General features: G+C 70.5%; 14 protein-coding genes. 6 read left to right on the top strand and 8 right to left on the bottom strand.

Annotated elements, in window-relative coordinates; genetic code table 11:
• Window position 1 precedes the first annotated feature (1 nt).
• From ACZ6ZD_RS17395 to ACZ6ZD_RS17385, 3 genes are all read right to left on the bottom strand, one after another.
• Window positions 2-2,212 carry a HelD family protein gene (locus tag ACZ6ZD_RS17395; RefSeq protein WP_465673177.1) on the bottom strand — a complete coding sequence of 737 codons (2,211 nt, stop codon included), beginning with the start codon at window positions 2,210-2,212 and terminating at the stop codon, window positions 2-4.
• A gap of 68 nt (window positions 2,213-2,280) precedes the next feature.
• Window positions 2,281-3,588, bottom strand: a complete 1,308-nt coding sequence (locus tag ACZ6ZD_RS17390; RefSeq protein WP_465673176.1) for a phytoene desaturase family protein — start codon at window positions 3,586-3,588, stop codon at window positions 2,281-2,283.
• Window positions 3,588-4,199 (bottom strand): DUF4126 domain-containing protein, encoded by a 612-nt coding sequence (locus tag ACZ6ZD_RS17385; protein WP_465673175.1) that lies wholly within the window; start codon window positions 4,197-4,199, stop codon window positions 3,588-3,590. Before ACZ6ZD_RS17385 ends, ACZ6ZD_RS17390 begins: the two co-directional genes overlap by 1 nt.
• Before the next feature lie 145 nt (window positions 4,200-4,344).
• On the opposite strand from ACZ6ZD_RS17385, the gene ACZ6ZD_RS17380 reads away from it, so the two are divergent.
• Window positions 4,345-6,264 (top strand): N-acetylmuramoyl-L-alanine amidase, encoded by a 1,920-nt coding sequence (locus tag ACZ6ZD_RS17380; protein ID WP_465673173.1) that lies wholly within the window; start codon window positions 4,345-4,347, stop codon window positions 6,262-6,264.
• Here ACZ6ZD_RS17380 and ACZ6ZD_RS17375 read toward each other — a convergent pair whose 3' ends face one another.
• Complete coding sequence (locus ACZ6ZD_RS17375; protein ID WP_465673171.1) at window positions 6,265-6,735, bottom strand: YbaK/EbsC family protein; 471 nt, start codon at window positions 6,733-6,735, stop codon at window positions 6,265-6,267.
• 11 nt (window positions 6,736-6,746) lie between these two features.
• Window positions 6,747-7,334, bottom strand: a complete 588-nt coding sequence (locus tag ACZ6ZD_RS17370; RefSeq protein WP_465673169.1) for a DM13 domain-containing protein — start codon at window positions 7,332-7,334, stop codon at window positions 6,747-6,749.
• Between the two features lie 349 nt (window positions 7,335-7,683).
• Between ACZ6ZD_RS17370 and ACZ6ZD_RS17365 the strand changes: the two genes are divergently transcribed.
• From ACZ6ZD_RS17365 to ACZ6ZD_RS17345, 5 genes are all read left to right on the top strand, one after another.
• Window positions 7,684-8,187 (top strand): DUF6504 family protein, encoded by a 504-nt coding sequence (locus ACZ6ZD_RS17365; protein ID WP_465673168.1) that lies wholly within the window; start codon window positions 7,684-7,686, stop codon window positions 8,185-8,187.
• Window positions 8,184-8,657, top strand: coding sequence for an SAV_6107 family HEPN domain-containing protein (locus tag ACZ6ZD_RS17360; RefSeq protein ID WP_465673166.1), 474 nt, complete (start codon window positions 8,184-8,186; stop codon window positions 8,655-8,657). Before ACZ6ZD_RS17365 ends, ACZ6ZD_RS17360 begins: the two co-directional genes overlap by 4 nt.
• Before the next feature lie 132 nt (window positions 8,658-8,789).
• On the top strand, window positions 8,790-9,818 hold the full coding sequence (locus ACZ6ZD_RS17355) for a serine hydrolase domain-containing protein (protein WP_465673164.1): 1,029 nt from the start codon (window positions 8,790-8,792) through the stop codon (window positions 9,816-9,818).
• A gap of 62 nt (window positions 9,819-9,880) precedes the next feature.
• Window positions 9,881-10,627 (top strand): methyltransferase domain-containing protein, encoded by a 747-nt coding sequence (locus ACZ6ZD_RS17350; protein ID WP_465673162.1) that lies wholly within the window; start codon window positions 9,881-9,883, stop codon window positions 10,625-10,627.
• 252 nt (window positions 10,628-10,879) lie between these two features.
• Window positions 10,880-11,284 (top strand): DUF3040 domain-containing protein, encoded by a 405-nt coding sequence (locus ACZ6ZD_RS17345; protein ID WP_465673160.1) that lies wholly within the window; start codon window positions 10,880-10,882, stop codon window positions 11,282-11,284.
• Window positions 11,285-11,410: 126 nt separating this feature from the next.
• On the opposite strand, the gene ACZ6ZD_RS17340 is transcribed toward ACZ6ZD_RS17345, so the two are convergent.
• The 3 genes from ACZ6ZD_RS17340 to ACZ6ZD_RS17330 are packed head-to-tail and all read right to left on the bottom strand — an operon-like array spanning window position 11,411 to window position 16,047.
• On the bottom strand, window positions 11,411-13,771 hold the full coding sequence (locus ACZ6ZD_RS17340; RefSeq protein ID WP_465673159.1) for a transglutaminase TgpA family protein: 2,361 nt from the start codon (window positions 13,769-13,771) through the stop codon (window positions 11,411-11,413).
• A complete protein-coding gene (locus ACZ6ZD_RS17335) occupies window positions 13,768-15,054 on the bottom strand; it encodes a DUF58 domain-containing protein (protein WP_465673157.1) in 1,287 nt (428 codons plus the stop codon). The genes ACZ6ZD_RS17340 and ACZ6ZD_RS17335 overlap by 4 nt, the downstream gene beginning before the upstream one ends.
• A gap of 3 nt (window positions 15,055-15,057) precedes the next feature.
• The gene (locus ACZ6ZD_RS17330) at window positions 15,058-16,047 is read right to left on the bottom strand and encodes an AAA family ATPase (protein WP_465673155.1); all 990 of its coding nucleotides are present in this window, start codon (window positions 16,045-16,047) and stop codon (window positions 15,058-15,060) included.
• Between the last annotated feature and the right edge of the window lie 131 nt (window positions 16,048-16,178).

Below are 16,178 nucleotides of genomic sequence, written 5' to 3'. Positions count from 1 at the left end.
GCTACCGACCGGGCAGCCAGGTGGTGGTGCTGTTGACCGTGATCATTCGCTGGGTTGCCCGGGTCAGGACGACGTAGAGCGCGCGGACGCCGCCGAGGGTGTCGCTGATGATCCGGTCGGGCTCCACGACGACGACGGCGTCGTACTCGAGGCCCTTGGACTCCAGCGGGCTGAGCGCGGCGACGCGCGGGTTGCCGATCTCGGCGAGGACGGGGTCGACGATCGGCCGCAGCTTCGGCGGCACGATCACACCGACCGTGCCCTCGACCAGACCGAGCAGCTCGGCCGCTGCGTCGCCGGCCGCCTCGGCGACCTTGTCCGCGTCGAAGACCCGGTGCTCGGGCTCCACACCGGTCTGGCGGACGGCGTTCGGCAGGTCGGCGTCCGGCAGCGTCTGCCGGATCACCTCACCGGCGAACGCGTAGATCTCGGCCGAGTTCCGGTAGTTGGTCGACAGCCGGAACGAGTGCCGCTGCAGGTGCGACAGCATCGAGTCCATCGCTGCGCGCGCCTCGTCCGGATCGGGCCAGGAGCTCTGCGCCGGGTCGCCGACGATCGTCCAGCTCGCCTGCGGGCCGCGCCGGGTCACCATCCGCCACTGCATGGGGGAGAGGTCCTGCGCCTCGTCCACCAGGACGTGGGCGTAGTCCTCCGGCTCTTCGGCCTCTCTGGCCGCAGCTGCGCGCGCACGGCGCTCCGAGGTGGTCAGCACCTCGTTCACGCCGTCGCTGAGCCCCTCCAGCCAGTCGAACTCCTCGTCCCGGGTCTCCGGGATCGGAGCGCGACCGAGCGACGTACCGAGCTCGTCCAGCAGCGCGACGTCGGCGATGGTGAACTCGTCGGTGCCGCGGATGCCGGCGGCGAGCGTCTCGATCTCGACCGGGGTCAGCTCGTTCCGCGCCCAGCGCTGCAGCCGGCGTGCGTCACCGAGCCAGCGCAGCACGGCCTCCGGTGTCAGCACCGGCCACCACTGGCTGAAGAACGCCCGGAATGCCGGAGTGTCGGTGACTCGGTCGCCAAAGGCCTCCCGGTCGCCGTGCACACCCGTCCGCAGGTCTTCGGGGAAGCGGTTCCACAGCGCGGCCACCAGGCCCTTACGCGCCTCACCGGCGGCCCGGTTCCGCGGCGTCCGCCGCAGCGCGTTCCGGCGCACGTTGTCGAGCTGGTTCGCATCCAGCTCGACGTTGGCGCCGCCGACGAAGACCCGCAGCGTGGTGGGCGCGTTCGGCACCCGGTCGCGCGCGGCACGGGACAGGACGCCGCGCATCCGCAGCGAGCCCTTGATCGCGGCCACGTCGGCCTCGTCGACCGCGGTGGCCTTCACACCGTCGACCAGCTCGCCGACAGCGCGCAGCGCCACGGTGTTCTCGCCGAGGCTCGGCAGCACGCGCTCGATGTAGGCCATGAACGCCGCCGACGGCCCGACCACCAGAACGCCGCCACGCTCGAAGCGGCGCCGGTCGCTGTACAGCAGGTACGCCGCGCGGTGCAGCGCGACCACCGTCTTACCGGTGCCGGGCCCGCCGCCGATCACGGTGACGCCGCGGGCCGGAGCCCGGATCGCCTTGTCCTGCTCGGCCTGGATGGTGGCGACGATGTCGCGCATCGTGTGCCCGCGGGCGCGCGAGAGCGACGCCATCAGCGCGCCCTCGCCCATCACCGGCAGGTCTTCCGGGGCGCGCTCCGGACCGAGCAGGTCGTCCTCGATGCCGACGATCCGCGGGCCCTTGTTGCGCAGGACGCGGCGCCGGACGACCTTCTGCCGGTCCGTCGCCGTGGCGCGGTAGAACGGCTCGGCGGCCGGTGCGCGCCAGTCGATCACCAGCGGCTCGTACTCCGCGTCGCGGACGCCGATCCGGCCGATGTAGAGCTTCTCCAGCTCAGCGGCGCTGGCCGCGAGCGGCTGGTCGTCGCCGCGGTCGGAGTCGAGGCGGCCGAAGACCAGGCCCTCGTGCTCGGCGTCCAGCTCGGCGATCCGGCGCGCGGCGGCGAACACCAGCACGTCGCGCTCGTACAGGCCGGTCTGTTCCTCCTCGCGGACCCGGCCGACGTTCTGCGCCTGGGCCCGCTGATGGCCGTCCACCGCGATCTGCGAGGCCGATCGGGTCGCCACGTCGACCCGGTCGTACACCAGGTCCACGTGTTGTTGCTCAGCCGCCAGCTCAGCCCGCTCGACGTTCTCGTCATCGGCCGGCAGGGGGGTTTGATCCACCGAGGTCCTCTCTACTGCACACGAACCATCAATCTTAATGCGCCTCGGTAACCAACCGCAGACTGCCCTCAGGCCTTCCCGATCGCGTCCGCGACGATCGCCGCGCCCAGCGTGGTCGCCGGGACGCCGGAGCCGGGATGCGCGCCCGCGCCGACGCAGTACAGGCCCCTGATCGGGGACACGTTCGCTGCGCGGCGACGGGCCGTCCGGTAGCCCTCCCAGGCCACTCCGGCCCACCAGGACGGCGATGCCTGCCGAGAGACGACCTTGTCCCGAATGGGCAGGCCGCGAGCGACCAGCAGGTCCAGTACGTCGTCCGTCGGGTAGCCGTGGACCAGGACCGTCCACGCCTGATGCCCGTCCGGCGCCTGACCACCCGTCCGGACGACGACGGTCGGCGTCCCGTGCAGGACAGTCTCGAAGGGCAGTGTCGGTACCGGCTCCCGCAGACCGAGGTGGACGACGTACGCCGCCTGGGCCTGATGCGTGGCCAGCACGCGTTTGCGCATCTTCCTGGCCGCGGGGTCGTCCACGAGCTGCCCGTAGAGATCACGCGGGTCGATGTCGCTGACGACGACGTCCGCCGCCAGCTCGGCGCCGTCGGTGAGCCGGACGCCGGTGACCGCGCCGGCTTTGGTGGTGACTGCGGCGACGTCCGCGCCGGTGCGGACGGTGATCCTGCGTTCGCTGACTCGCTGCGCCAGGGCATCAGCGAGTGTGCCGAAACCGCCCGGTGCGGTCCATCTGCCGAAGGTGCGCTCCAGATAGGACCAGACTCCGACGTAGCCGGGGGTGAGCTTCGCATCCGAGCCGCCTTGCGCTGCGAAGTGCCGCAGCACCGCACGGGCCCGCTCGTCGGACAGCCGGCGCTGCGCGACCTTGTCGAGTGACTGCCAGGGCTTGAGGGCCCGGACCGCGCTGAGCGGCAGTTTGTGCTCGAGCGGCGGCTCGAGTGAGGTCTTGCGGAGGATCTGCCAGGTGTCGCCGTAGCTGTCGACCAGATCGGTCCACTGCTGGGCCACCTGCGCACCGGCCAGATCTGTCCACGCTTCCTGCTGGCTGCCGCGGTCGCTGACTGGCAGATCGAGAACAGAGCCGTCGGCGAACATGTGCCGACGCGGCTCGGTGATCGGCTCCAGAGTCAGCAGACTGTCGATTGGGCGACCACTCTTACGGAAGAGGTCGCGCAGCGCGGCCGGAAGCGTCGTACTGGCGGCTCCGGCGTCCCACTGGAAGCCGTCGGCCTCGATGCGGCCGATCACTCCGCCCAAACGTTCGTCCCGCTCGCAGATCGTGACCTGATGGCCCAGCTTGGCCAACCGAACCGCACTGGCCAGACCGGCCAGACCGGCCCCGACAACAATCACCTCAGCCATCAGACCGCACTGCCTCCAGCCGCCGGGGCATCTCGTTTCTCTCGCCAGGCCTTGAATCGCCGCCAGCCGCGCTTGATGAACCGGAAGGCGACGTACACACCGATCAGACCGAGGAGTAGCAGCACTACGGCGATGACGAGCGCGATCTCCGGGTGGAAGGCGGCCAGCGAGACCACACCGGCGACCGCGACGTCCTCACCGGACGACGCGGCGATGTTGGTGACCGGCTCGGGGGAGGTGTTGATGGCCAGGCGCAGACTCGACTTGACCGCGTGGGAGAGCAGAGCGACCAGGCCGCCGGTCGTCGCGATGACGGCCTGCTGCAGTGTGTCGGCCTCGCCGGCCATCAGCGCGGCGATGATCGCGCCGACGGCCGGGCGGATCACCGTCGAGACGGCGTCCCACGCCGAGTCGACGTACGGGATCTTGTCGGCGACGAACTCGAACGCGAACAGCACGCCGGCCGCGATCAGTACGCCGTTGCCGGTCAGCGCGGCCGGGACCTCCTCCGCGCCGGCGAACCGGCCGAGCAGTCCCAGGATCAGCACGCAGGCATAGGCGTTGACACCACTCGCCCAGCCCGACGTCACCGCCAGCGGCAACACTTCCATGGCACTACCTTTTCGTCAGAATCGAACCTTCACGGGGGAGTTTTGGTTAACCGTTGACAGCCCGGGTCGCCTCGACTAACAGTGATCGCACTGCCAGTCTGTGTGACCGGCAGACCCCGCCATCGGGTTCCCCAGGAGATCGAACATGCTGCGTCGAACGAAGATTCTCGCCGCACTCGCGGCAGTAGCGTTGCCCATCACCGTGACCGGCGTGTCTTCGGGCGGTCCGCCCGCGGTTGCCGCCCCACCGGAGGGCAGTGCGTACAGCGCGGCGTTCGGTGCGGCCGCGGCGAAGTACGGCGTACCGGAGTCGGTGCTACTGGCAGTGTCGTACGCCGAAAGCCGGTGGGACGACCACCAGGGCGCGTCCAGTACGTCGGGCGGCTACGGGCCGATGCACCTGACTGCTGTCGACCCGTCGACCGTGCTCGACCTGTCCGGCAAGCAGCGGACGTTCAAGACGCAGTCGCTGCTGACGCTCTACCGCGCGGCCAAGCTGACCGGTCTGGACCCGGTGGCGCTGCGCAGCGACCCAGCAGCCAACATCGCTGGTGGCGCGGCGCTGCTGGCGGCGTACCAGAAAGAGCTGGGCCTGCCTGTAGGCGCTGAGACCTCCCCGGCGCAGTGGTACGGCGCTGTCGCGTCGTACGGCGAGACGGCGGACCGCGCTGCCGCTGCCAGCTTCGCAGACGATGTCTACGCGATTCTGGCGCGCGGTGCGGCCCGTACGACGAACACCGGGCAGCACGTCGCGATGCCGGCGCTGAACGTCGCACCGGACAAGAGCCAGGTGAACAAGCTGGACCTGCCGGCCGGCGCGAAGCGGAACAACACGGACGTCGAGTGCCCGGCCACGGTCGCCTGTGAGTGGCTGCCGGCGCCGTACCAGAAGCTGGGTCCCGCGCCGACCAGCTACGGCAACCACGACAAGGGCAACCGGCCGAAGACCGGCAAGATCGACTACATCGTCATCCACGATGCGGAGGGCTACTGGCAGGGCACGCTGAACCTGGCCCAGGACCCGACGTGGACGAGCTGGCACTACACGATGCGCGCCTCCGACGGTTACATCTGGCAGCACGTCAAGACGAAGGACGTGCCCTGGCAGGCCGGTAACTGGTACGTGAACATGCACAGCGTCGGGATCGAGCACGAGGGCTTCGCGAAGACCGGCGCCGCCTGGTACAGCGAGACCATGTACCGCAACTCGGCCAAGCTGGTGCGGTACCTGGCGAAGAAGAACAACATCCCGCTGGACCGCGCGCACATCATCGGCCACGACCAGGTGCCCGGTCTGCTGCCGCCCCGGGTCTCTGAGATGCACTGGGACCCGGGTCCCTTCTGGGACTGGGAGCACTACATGGACCTGCTCGGCGCGCCTATCTACGGGCACTCGATCTTCCCGGTGAAGACCGGCTCGATCGTCACCATCAAGCCGGGCTTCGCGGGGAACCACCAGGTCATGTACGGCTGCGCCGGCGCCGGCGTCCCCTGTGCGGAGCAGGGCTCGAACTTCATCTACCTGCGCCAGGCGCCGGACGACAACGCCCCGCTGGTCAAGGACATCGGTCTGCGGCCGAACGGCGCGGACAGCACGACAGAGGTTTCCGACATCGGCGCCCGCGCGGCCGCGGGTGGCGAGTACGTGGTCGCGCAGCGGCAGGGCGACTGGGTCGGCGTCTGGTACCTGGGCGCTATCGGGTGGTTCAAGAGTCCGAAGTCCGCACCGGACGCTTTCGCCAAGCCTGGCGCCGTGGTGACGCCGAAGAAGGGCAAGGCGTCCGTACCGGTGTACGGGCGGGCCTACCCGGAGGAGTCGGCGTACCCGGCCGGTATCCCGTACCAGGAGATCACTCCGATGCAGTACTCGATCGGCGCCGGGCAGGCCTACTCGCTGGGTGATGCGTCGATCCAGACCGACTACTACCGCGCGGTGACGTTCGACGTGACGGATCCGAACGACCACGTCCAGGTGATCGGCAAGGACCGCTACTACCAGATCTGGTTCGGGCACCGCATGTACTACGTCCGCGCCGCCGACGTGGACATCAAGCCCGCGTTCTGATCAGTTGACGGTGATCTGGGTGGCCTTCGTCAGGCCCAGCAGCTCGGTGTAGCTCGTCGGGAACACCGAGTGCGGGATGCCGGCGGCCGCCCAGATCACGTCGTACTGCTGGAGCGCTGCGTCGACGTACGTCGGCACCGGCGCGGGGTGGCCGACGGGAGCGACGCCGCCGATCGGCTGGCCGGTGTGCTCCTTGACGAACTCCGGAGTCGCGCGGCGGAGCTTGCCGACGCCGATGGCGGCCGCGACCTTGGCGGTGTCGACGCGGTGCGCGCCCGAGGTCAGGATCAGCACGGGTGCGCCGTCCCCGTCGAAGATCAGGCTGTTCGCGATCGCGCCGACAGCGCACCCGAGCTGCTCGGCCGCCGCGGCCGCGGTCGGGGCCGCCTCGGCCAGGATGACGATCTCTCCGGTGACGCCGCCCGCCTGAAGCGCGTCGGCCACCAGCTGAACGTTGGGATGGTTGCTCACGGCTCGCAAGCCTATGCGAGCGTGGCCGCCCCGAAGGACACGTTGAACCGGTCGCACCAGATCGCCACACTCCGGAAGTCCGCCAGCCGCACGTTCTCCGGGATCGCGTAGTTCTGGCTGCCCCGGTTCCCCTTCAGCTTCCCCAGCGACCGGTACTGCCCGTCGTCGAACACATGCCACCCCCGGCGTCCCTCCACCACCCGCGCGTCACTCAGCCAGACCCGCAGATCCGGCCCGTCCGACGTCCGCAACCCCTCGAACCGCAACACCCGCGCCCCATCCGCCAGCCGCAGCACCGCCACCCGCCCCGAAGTCTCGTGCTCATGCGAAATCAACACCCCCCGCAACAACACCGCGGGCCCGTCCTCCTGCTTCCGGACCGGAGACGAAGGCTTGGGAGAAGTCCCCTTCTTTCCTTCCTTCCCTTCGCCTTCGAAAACTGTCGGTGGCGGCTTGGAGGATGTGGGTATGGAAATGGGAAGCGCTTCGTCGACCGTCCGATCGGTGACGAGCCGCCACGGCTGGAACAGCGGCAGTCCGACCGCCGCGACCACGACGCCCACCGCCGCCGTGGTGACCAGTGCTGCCCGTTTCCGCATCGCGCGTCCTTCCGCCTCCGGATGTGTGTTCCCAGTGTCACGGCCCGCGCACCCGTTGTCCGCCACGCCGGGATTACCGCCCGTTGACGATTCCGCCCGGGCGGCGATACTCTTCCAGTGTTCGAACAGATGTTCGATTACCTTCGGTCCGGTGTCGTCGGGAGACCGGCCGGGGGTGACCCGGGCAGCTGGACGGCCCCGGTGCGGAGTTGCGGCCGCATCGGGTTCCGGTGGTCCCGGTGGGCCGGGCGCCGCGGCGGACCTCGACCCCCGCCGCGCGACCGCCCGCCGGGCCTCGGCCCCGGCCGTCGATCAGGAACACCGGTTCGTACCCAGGAGGCGATGGAACATGTGGGAGTTCGACGAGGCCGTCGAGGTGCGCTCGGATGTCGAAGGCGGCGTCGAGACCCCGACGCAGTTCCTCTGGCGCGGCCGGCTGTGGCGCGTCTGCTCCGTCCAGGCGCACTGGACCGAGACCGCCGCCTGGTGGGAGCGCGGCGTGATCGGGACGGGCGCCGCGTCGTACGACGACCGCCTGGCGCACTGGTCGCATTCCTTCCCCAGCCGCGTGGCGGCGTCGGTGCATCCCCGTTCCCGCGCCGATCGCGCCGCCGCGCACTCTCCCGGCGGGGGCGCCGCCACCTACGCCCCCGCCGGGACCCTCGACGAGCCCGCCCCGGGAATGGCCGGCAGCCCGTCGGCTGTTGGAATCCTCGACGCCGAGTGGGGTCCGCGGCGTGCGGTGTACCGGGTGGAGGCAGGCTGCGGCCGGCAGGGCCGGCGTGAGCTGTTCGATCTCGCCCACGACCCGGACTCCGGTCGCTGGCAACTGGAAAGGGTGACCGACCGATGACTGTTTCACCGGTGTCTCCGGTGGCCGCGGGTGCGGCCAGCCGGGAGTTGTCCCGGGCCCGCGCCGCGCTGGCCGAGGCGATCGAGACAAGTGACCACCTGATCCGCTACTCGAGCGCGCATGTCGCCGCGCTCCGGGTCGCGGCCGCGGTGCTCGCCGTCCGCGCCCGTCCGGTCCGCTCCGGCGCCCGCCGGCGGGTCCAGCGCAACGCCTGGGTCCTGCTCGCCGAGGTGGCGCCCGAGTTCGGCGAGTGGGCCACCTTCTTCGCCGCCGGCGCCGCCCAGCGCGCCGCCGCCGAGGCCGGCCTCGAGCGCTCCGTCAGCACCCGCGAGGCCGACGACCTGATCCGCGCCGTCGAAACCTTCTACACCCAGGTCGAGTCCAGCCTCCGCCTCTCCACCACCCCGACCTTCACCGCCACCACCGACCCCGCCTCGGTCCTCGCCCAGCCCTGGATGCAAGCGAGCTGACCCCGATCCCGGCCCACCCACCCGAAGGCGCCGGGCGGGTGGGCCGACTCGTTCCCTACCTGGGGTTGTCCGGACGCCGGCTAGGGGGCCAGCCTCATTCCGGCCGCGACGCGCCGGATCTAGCGTCCAGGTATGACCTTCTTGAGTGGGGCGCTGGCCGGATTGATGACGCTGTCCGGGGCGCTGTTTCCCGCGGAGCAGGTGGATGAGCTGGTCGCGTCGGGTGCGGCGTCGTCAGCGCTGCTGGTGGTGGCGGGCGAGTCCGCGCCGGGCCGCCGGGCTGCCGGTGAGGCGCGACCGGATGGCTACTTCCGGATCGGCAGTGTGACGAAGACCTTCGTCGCCACGGTCGTGCTGCAGTTGGCCGGCGAGGGCAGGCTGGGCCTGGATACGCCGATCGAGCAGTACCTGCCAGGTGTCGTACCGAACGGCGCGAACATCACCGTGCGCCAGGTGCTGAACCACCGCAGTGGCATCTACGACTACGCCCACGACGCGGGCTTCTCGACGAACCGCTGGCGAGGCGCCGATCGCTTCGATCACTACGCGCCCGAGGAGCTCCTGACGGTCGCCTTCGCCCATGAGCCGTATTTCGCACCCGACCAGGGCTGGCACTACTCGAACACGAACTACGTGATCGCCGGCCTCCTGATCGAACGCCTGACCGGCCGCTCGTACGGTGCTGAGATCAAGCGGCGCATCCTGAGCCCGCTCGGCTTGCGCCAGACCCAGCTTCCCGGCGATCGCCCCGGCCTGCCGCGTCCACACGCGCCCGGCTACGCCGACGTCGATGGCCGGCTCGTCGACGCCACGCTGATGAATCCGTCCCTCGACTGGGCGGCCGGCGAGATGATCTCCACCGCTCGCGACCTCAACACGTTCTTCGATGCCCTCCTCGGCGGCCGGCTGCTCAGCCCGCAGTTGCTCGACCAGATGCGTCGCTATACCGCGGCCACACCTCTCTTCGACTACGGCCTCGGCCTCCAGCGCTTCCACCTGCCCTGCGGCCGCGACGTCGAAGGCCACAGCGGCCAGCTCCTCGGCTACACCACCTATGCCCTCAACACCGCCGCCACGCAGGCGACGCTCTCGTACAACCCGCTGCCCGGTGCCGACCCGTCCGCGACGCTCATCGGGCTGTTCAGCAAGATCTACTGCTGAGGGCCGACTGGGCGGCAAGTAGGGTGTGGCGGGTCGGGGGTTGTGGCGTAGAAGGGTTGGCGATGGTGGATCGGCGGCGGCGGGCCGTGCGGACGGCGTTGGTGGGTGAGGCGCTGCGGGTGGCGCTGGCGGGGCGGGGCCGCGTTGAGCCGGGGGCCGGGTTGGACATCGTCGATCTGGGCGGTGGGACCGGTGGGTTCGCGGTACCGCTGGCGGTCGAAGGACACCGGGTGACCGTGGTGGACCCGAGCCCGGATGCGCTGGCCTCGCTGGAGCGGCGCGCTCGGGACGAGGGCGTCAGCGAGCTGGTCCGCGGTGTGCAGGGCGACGCGGCCGAGCTGCCCGGGATCGCGGGGGAGTCGAGCGCGGACGCCGTGTTGTGTCATGGCGTGCTCGAGGTCGTCGACGACCCGGTTCAGGCTCTGCAGGCGATGGCCTCGGTGTTGCGCGAGGGCGGTGTGCTGAGTCTGCTGGTTGCCCAGCGCAACGCTGTGGTGCTGGCCCGGGCGCTGGCCGGTCATCTGGCCGAGGCGCGGGTCGCCCTCCAGGATCCGGACGGACGCTGGGGCGCCAACGACCCGATGCCGCGGCGGTTCGACGAGGCCGGTATCAGCGCCCAGCTGGCGGACGCCGGTTTCATGGTGCACACCGTGCACGGCGTCCGGACGTTCGCCGACCTGGTGCCGTCGGCGTTCGTGGACTCCGAGCCCGGCGCGGCCGAGTCGCTCGCCGAGCTCGAGCGGACGGCGAGTCAGCACCCGGCGTTCCGGGCGCTGGCCACACAGCTGCACATCCTCGCCACTCGCTGATCCGTCAGCCGCTGTGCCGTGTGCAGAGTGTGGTTGATCACGTGCGCGTAGTTCCGGGAGCGGTTCCGGTCCGGAAATCGGGTGCTTCGGTGCGCTCGACACGCCGTCGGGTAGCGCATCCGAAGTGGGTGTGATGAGCGGAGTTGCGGGACCGTGACGCGCGGGACAGGCGGTCAGGGTTTCGTGTGACGCCACCGCGGCCTAGACTGGAGGCGGCCTATCGAGATCGCGCTCACCATGGAGGGATCGACGGTGCCCCTCTCGGAAGAAGAGCAGCGCCAGTTCGAGCAGCTCGAACGCGCCCTTGCTGCGGAAGACCCGAAGTTCGTCTCCGCCATGCGAGGCACAAACGTGCGCTTGTACTACAAGCGCCGGGCAGTACTTGCCGGCGCCGGATTCGTGCTCGGCATCGTGGTGCTGATGACCGGTGCGATCCTCCCGAACACCATCATCGGAGTCATCGGCTTCGTGATGATGGTCGCCTGTCTGTACATCGCCGCGCTGAGTATGAAGCGGATCAGCAACGCGGGGGACTCCGACGACATCCCGCCGCCACCGCCCACCTCGAAGCGGCACCGGACCAAACACGACTCGTCCGGCAGCTTCATGGAGCGGATGGAGGACCGCTGGCGCCGCCGGCGCGACGAGGACCTCTGACCGCGAGCTGAGCTCGCCGCAGTTCATAGCACGACGAAGAAAGGGTGGGGTGCCTGAGCACCCACCCTTTCTGTCTGCCTACCGCTCGCTCCTCTGTCTGCCCCCGGCCTGGGCCGGAGGCGCCGGTCAGCTGGAGGCGTGGCGGCCGCGGCGGAGGATCGTGGTGCGCAGCCGGGCCAGCAGGAGATCGAACTCGTCGAGCAGGTCGGACGCCTCGGTCGTGCCCCGGCTGAGGTACCAGCGCCAGGACGGCGGCAGCAGCCGGGCCCGCCAGCGCCGCCGGTGCGATGCCTGGGCCCACAGCGCCGTCCGGACGGCGTCGGTCTCGGGGCGCAGATCCGTCGTGACGTCCGCGTTCCCGGCGTACCGGATCGCTTCGATCCCGCGGGCCAGCCGCAGCGCCGCCGGGTGCGTCTCCTCGGGGAGCTTGGTGGTCAGCCACTCGCCGGCCTGCCGCGGGGTGGCGACGTCCGACCAGTCCAGGCCGAGGTCGCGGGAGGTGTCCCGGACCTCCGACCACAGCCCTTCGGCGGCCGTCCGGCCGGGGGTGCGGTGGAAGCGCCGGCGTCGCGACAGCGCCCGGAGGATCCAGGGGATCAGCAGGACGAAGACCACCAGCGCGACGATCCCGATGATCCGGCCGCCGCCGTTGGTGAACCAGTTGCCGGTGTCGCCCACGGCGACGCCCTGGTCATCAGGCAGGTTGCGGTCCGGGTCCGGGCGGTTCTGCTCCGGGTCCAGGGTCTGGCCGGGGGTGGTCGGTGTCGCGGACGGCGTCGTCGACGGGTTCGTCGGGTCGACGATGCCGGGGATCGTGTAGCTCGGCGCGGACGCGGCCCGGCTGGCCGGCGTCGGCTCGAACGGCACCCAGCCCGCGCCCTCGAAGTACAGCTCCGGCCAGGCGTGCATGTCGTGCATCCGGACGGTGTAGCCGTCCTTGCCGGCCTGGCCGGGCAGGAAGCCGATGGCCACCCGGGACGGGATGCCGGAGATCCGGGCCATCAGCGCCATCCCGGTCGCGAACTGCTCGCAGTACCCGGTCCGGTTCTTCAGCAGGAACTCGGACAGCGCCGGCATCCCGCTGCCGCGCTGCCGCTCCAGGCTGTAGGTGAAGTTGCCGTTACCGCGGAAGAACTTCTGGATCGCCGCGGCCGCCGCGTACTTGTTGCCCTGGGCATCTTTCGTGACCTGGGCGGTCAGGTCGCGGATCTCCTTGGGGACGTTCGGCACCTTGCTGGTGTACTGGTCCGGGATGCCGGTGTCGATCGAGTTGCGCAGCTGCTGCTCGGTCGGCGCCATCCGGTACCAGGTGACGTCGTACTTCTTGCCGCCGACGACCTGCCCGTTGGCCGAGACCACGTCGAGTGAGCCGACGTCGAACCGCCAGTCGCGTTTCAGCGAGATCGACTTGACCGGGTAGGGGACGGGCGCGAAGTTCGAGCGCAGGCTGCGGCTGACGTCGATCGTCATCTTCGCCGTGCCGACCTCGCTCAGCGGGCCGTTGAACCCGGGCGGCTGGGTGAGGTCGCCGTCGATCCGGCGGCCCTCGGGCCGCGGCGCGATCCGCCAGGTGTTGCCGTCGAACTGGTCGAGTGTGGTGATCCGCAGGTTGGTGCCGCCGTTCGGGCCGCCCTTGTAGGTCAGGGCGACGGTGTTCGCGCCCTGCTTCAGGTTCTTGCCCATGTCGAGCATCGGGTCGGTCGAGGAGATCGATGCGCCGATGCCGGTGCCGCCGCTCCCGCCGCCGGCCAGACCGTTGCCGATCACGCTCTCCGGCAGGGTCGGCAGCAGGGCGGGGAGCAGCGCGGCGAGTGCGACCACGGTCAGCCCGATCCGCCGCCCGGCCTGGCCGAGCGCGGACGCTTCGACCGGCTCGGCGGCGTCCAGGTGCGAGACGCCGGAAATGCGCCGGCCCCAGCGGCTCAGCCGGCTGCGGCCCTCGGCCGACAGCAGCAGGATGTAGCCGAGCGCCGGCGGGATGAACAGCAACGCGGGCAGGCCGCCGTGCACGGTCGCGGCCGGCACGGTGTACATGATCAGCAGCAACAGCCCGGCCCACGCCGCCTGCCGGAGCTGGACGGCGATCACGTGGATCAGCAGACCGGTCGCCGAGATCACCGTCGTCGCGAACAGCGTCAGGTGCGCGTCGGGCGGCAGGGGAGCGCTGTACTGGTTGATCGAGGTCAGCGCGTTGGCCATCTGGGCGTTGAACTCGATCGCCGTCCCGCCCACCGGGACGATGCCGAACTTCAGCGTCTCCTTCAGGAAGAACAGTGAGATCAGCTCGACGAGCACGACCAGCTGGACCAGCGGCACGACGAGCCGCGGGGCGCGCAGGTTCTGCAGGAGGACGCCGACGCCCGTCAGCAGCGCGCACAGAAACGCGCTGAGGAACAGGAACGGCCCCGAGAACACCGGCGTCAGCACCAGCGACCCGAGCACCGTCGCACCCCACGCGGCGATGGAGATCCTTGCGTGTCCGGTCATGCGATCCTTCCGCTTCTCAGGCCTAGGCCTGCCCAGACTGTTGCCAGTTGGTCTCCACGGCGGACGCGGGCGACGCGCCAGCCGTTGCGGCGGAGCTCGTGTTCGGTGGCGTCCGTGGCGGTGGTCAGGCGGGCCGTCTTGTCGGTCGCCTCGGCGCCGACCGCCCAGCTGGCCGCGTCCAGGACGATGGCGACGCCGGTGGCCTGGCTGGTCCGCCAGCGGTTGAGCGCGGTGATGTCGTCGGCTCCACAGGCGCCGAGGATCGCGATCACCAGACTCGGCTCCTGCGCGAGCCGGTCCACGCTCAGCAGCGGGCCGACCTCGGCGTACTTGTGTTCCTCGACGGTCGCGCATTCGGTCAGCAGCTGCTGGGTGTTCAGCGGCTGATGGACGGCGGCCGCCGAGCGATGCGTGATCGCGGACAGCGTCGTCGGACCGCCGAGCATCGTGGTCACGTAGCCGCGGCGGATCCGGTCGGCGCCGATCGAGGCGGTCGCACTGACCGCCCACTCCAGGCTGGACGACGGACCGTGGCCGTGGTGCGAGATCGTCCGCGCGTCCAGGAAGATCGAGCAGCGGCTCTGCCACGGCTGCTCCTCCCGGCGGACCATCAGCTCGCCGCGGCGCGCGGTCGATCGCCAGTGCACCCGGCGCAGGTCGTCGCCGTCGCGGTACTCGCGGACGGTCGCGTCCTCCTCGCCGGCCGCGGCGATCGCGCGCGGCCGGTTCTCACCGGAGCCGGCCCGGTCCGCGCCGAGGCGGATCTCCGGCAGCTTGTGGACGCGCGGGGTGACCAGCAGGTGCTGGCTGCGCGTGAACGTCCGGCTGGTCTCGACCAGCCCGAACGGGTCGGCGACGGTCAGCATCAACGGACCGACCTGGAACAGCCCGCGGACGTCGGACTTCACCGGGTAGGTGACCGTACGCCGCCAGTTCGGGCTGACCCGGTCGACGACGAACCGCGGCCGGTGCCCCAGGACATAAGGAATGCGGTCCTCGAGGAGTAACAGCCCGGCCGGCATCCGGCCCTGGTTGCTGAGCGCGAGCTCGACGGTCGCCGAGGCGCCGACCGGCACCTGGCTCGGAGTGAGGCTGCGCCGGACCTGCAGCCGCAGCCTGGTCCGGCCGACGACCAGCGCGGCCACGACCGGAAGCGCGACGAGCAGGATGCCGACGCGCAACAGGTCCTTCTGGCCGAGCAGCAGCGCGCACAGCGACGCGGTGATCCCGGCCGCCACGAACGCCCGTCCTCTGGTGGTCAGCCCGCGGAGTGCCTGCCGCATGGATCAGTCCCGGCGGGTGCGCGGCAGCGGCACCGAGGAGACCAGCCCGGCGACGATGTCGGCCGAGCCGCGCCCGCCGAGATGCGCTTCGGCCGCCGGCAGCACGCGGTGCGCGAGCACCGGCACCGCGAGCTCCTGGATGTCGTCCGGCAGGACGAACTCGCGGGAGTCGAGCGCCGCGGCCGCGCGGGCCGCCCGGATCAGGTGCAGGGTCGCGCGCGGGGAGGCCCCGAGCCGCAGCTCCTGCGAACGACGGGTCGCGCCGACCAGGCCGACGGCGTACTCCTTCACCGACTCCGAGACGTGGACGGACTGGACGGTCTTCACCAGCCGGAGGATCTGCTGGCCGTCGGTGACGGGCTGCAGGTTCTGCAGCGGGTCGTCGGCGGCGTGCCCGTCGAGCATCCGCAACTCGGCGGCCGGCTCGGGGTAGCCCATCGAGACCCGGGCCATGAACCGGTCCCGCTGCGCCTCCGGCAGCGGGTAGGTGCCCTCCATCTCGATCGGGTTCTGCGTCGCGATCACCATGAACGGCGCCTCGAGCAGGTAGGTCGTGGTGTCGACCGTAACCTGGCGCTCCTCCATCGACTCCAGCAGCGCGGCCTGGGTCTTCGGCGAGGCGCGGTTGATCTCGTCGCCGACCACGATGTTCGCGAACACCGCGCCGGGTTTGAACTCGAAGTCGCGGATCTCCTGGTTGAAGACCGAGACGCCGGTGATGTCGGACGGCAGCAGGTCGGGCGTGAACTGGATCCGGCGCACGCTGCAGTCGATCGAGCGCGCGAGCGCCTTGGCCAGCATCGTCTTGCCGACGCCGGGAACGTCCTCGATCAGGAGATGGCCTTCGGCCAGCAGGACGGTGACGGCGACCTCGACCACGTCGGGTTTGCCTTCGATCACCTGCTCGATCGCACGGCGGACGCGGCCGGCGACTTCGGACAGCTCGTCGAAGTCTCCGCCTGCTGCCAGCGGGCTGGTCGCGGTGGTGCTCACCCTGGGTCCTCCCCATTTGATTGACGGCCGACACATTCTCACCCGGAGTGAGGGTCGGACCTAGAGCAGCCGATGTTTCGTTACCTGGGGTTTCGGTGCCCTTCCAGCGTACGGGCGACCGAAATCCGGAT

Source organism: Kribbella sp. NPDC104218, assembly GCF_055584105.1.
The sequence above is the reverse complement of the archived record's forward strand: the minus strand, read 5'-3'. Positions and strand labels throughout refer to the sequence as shown.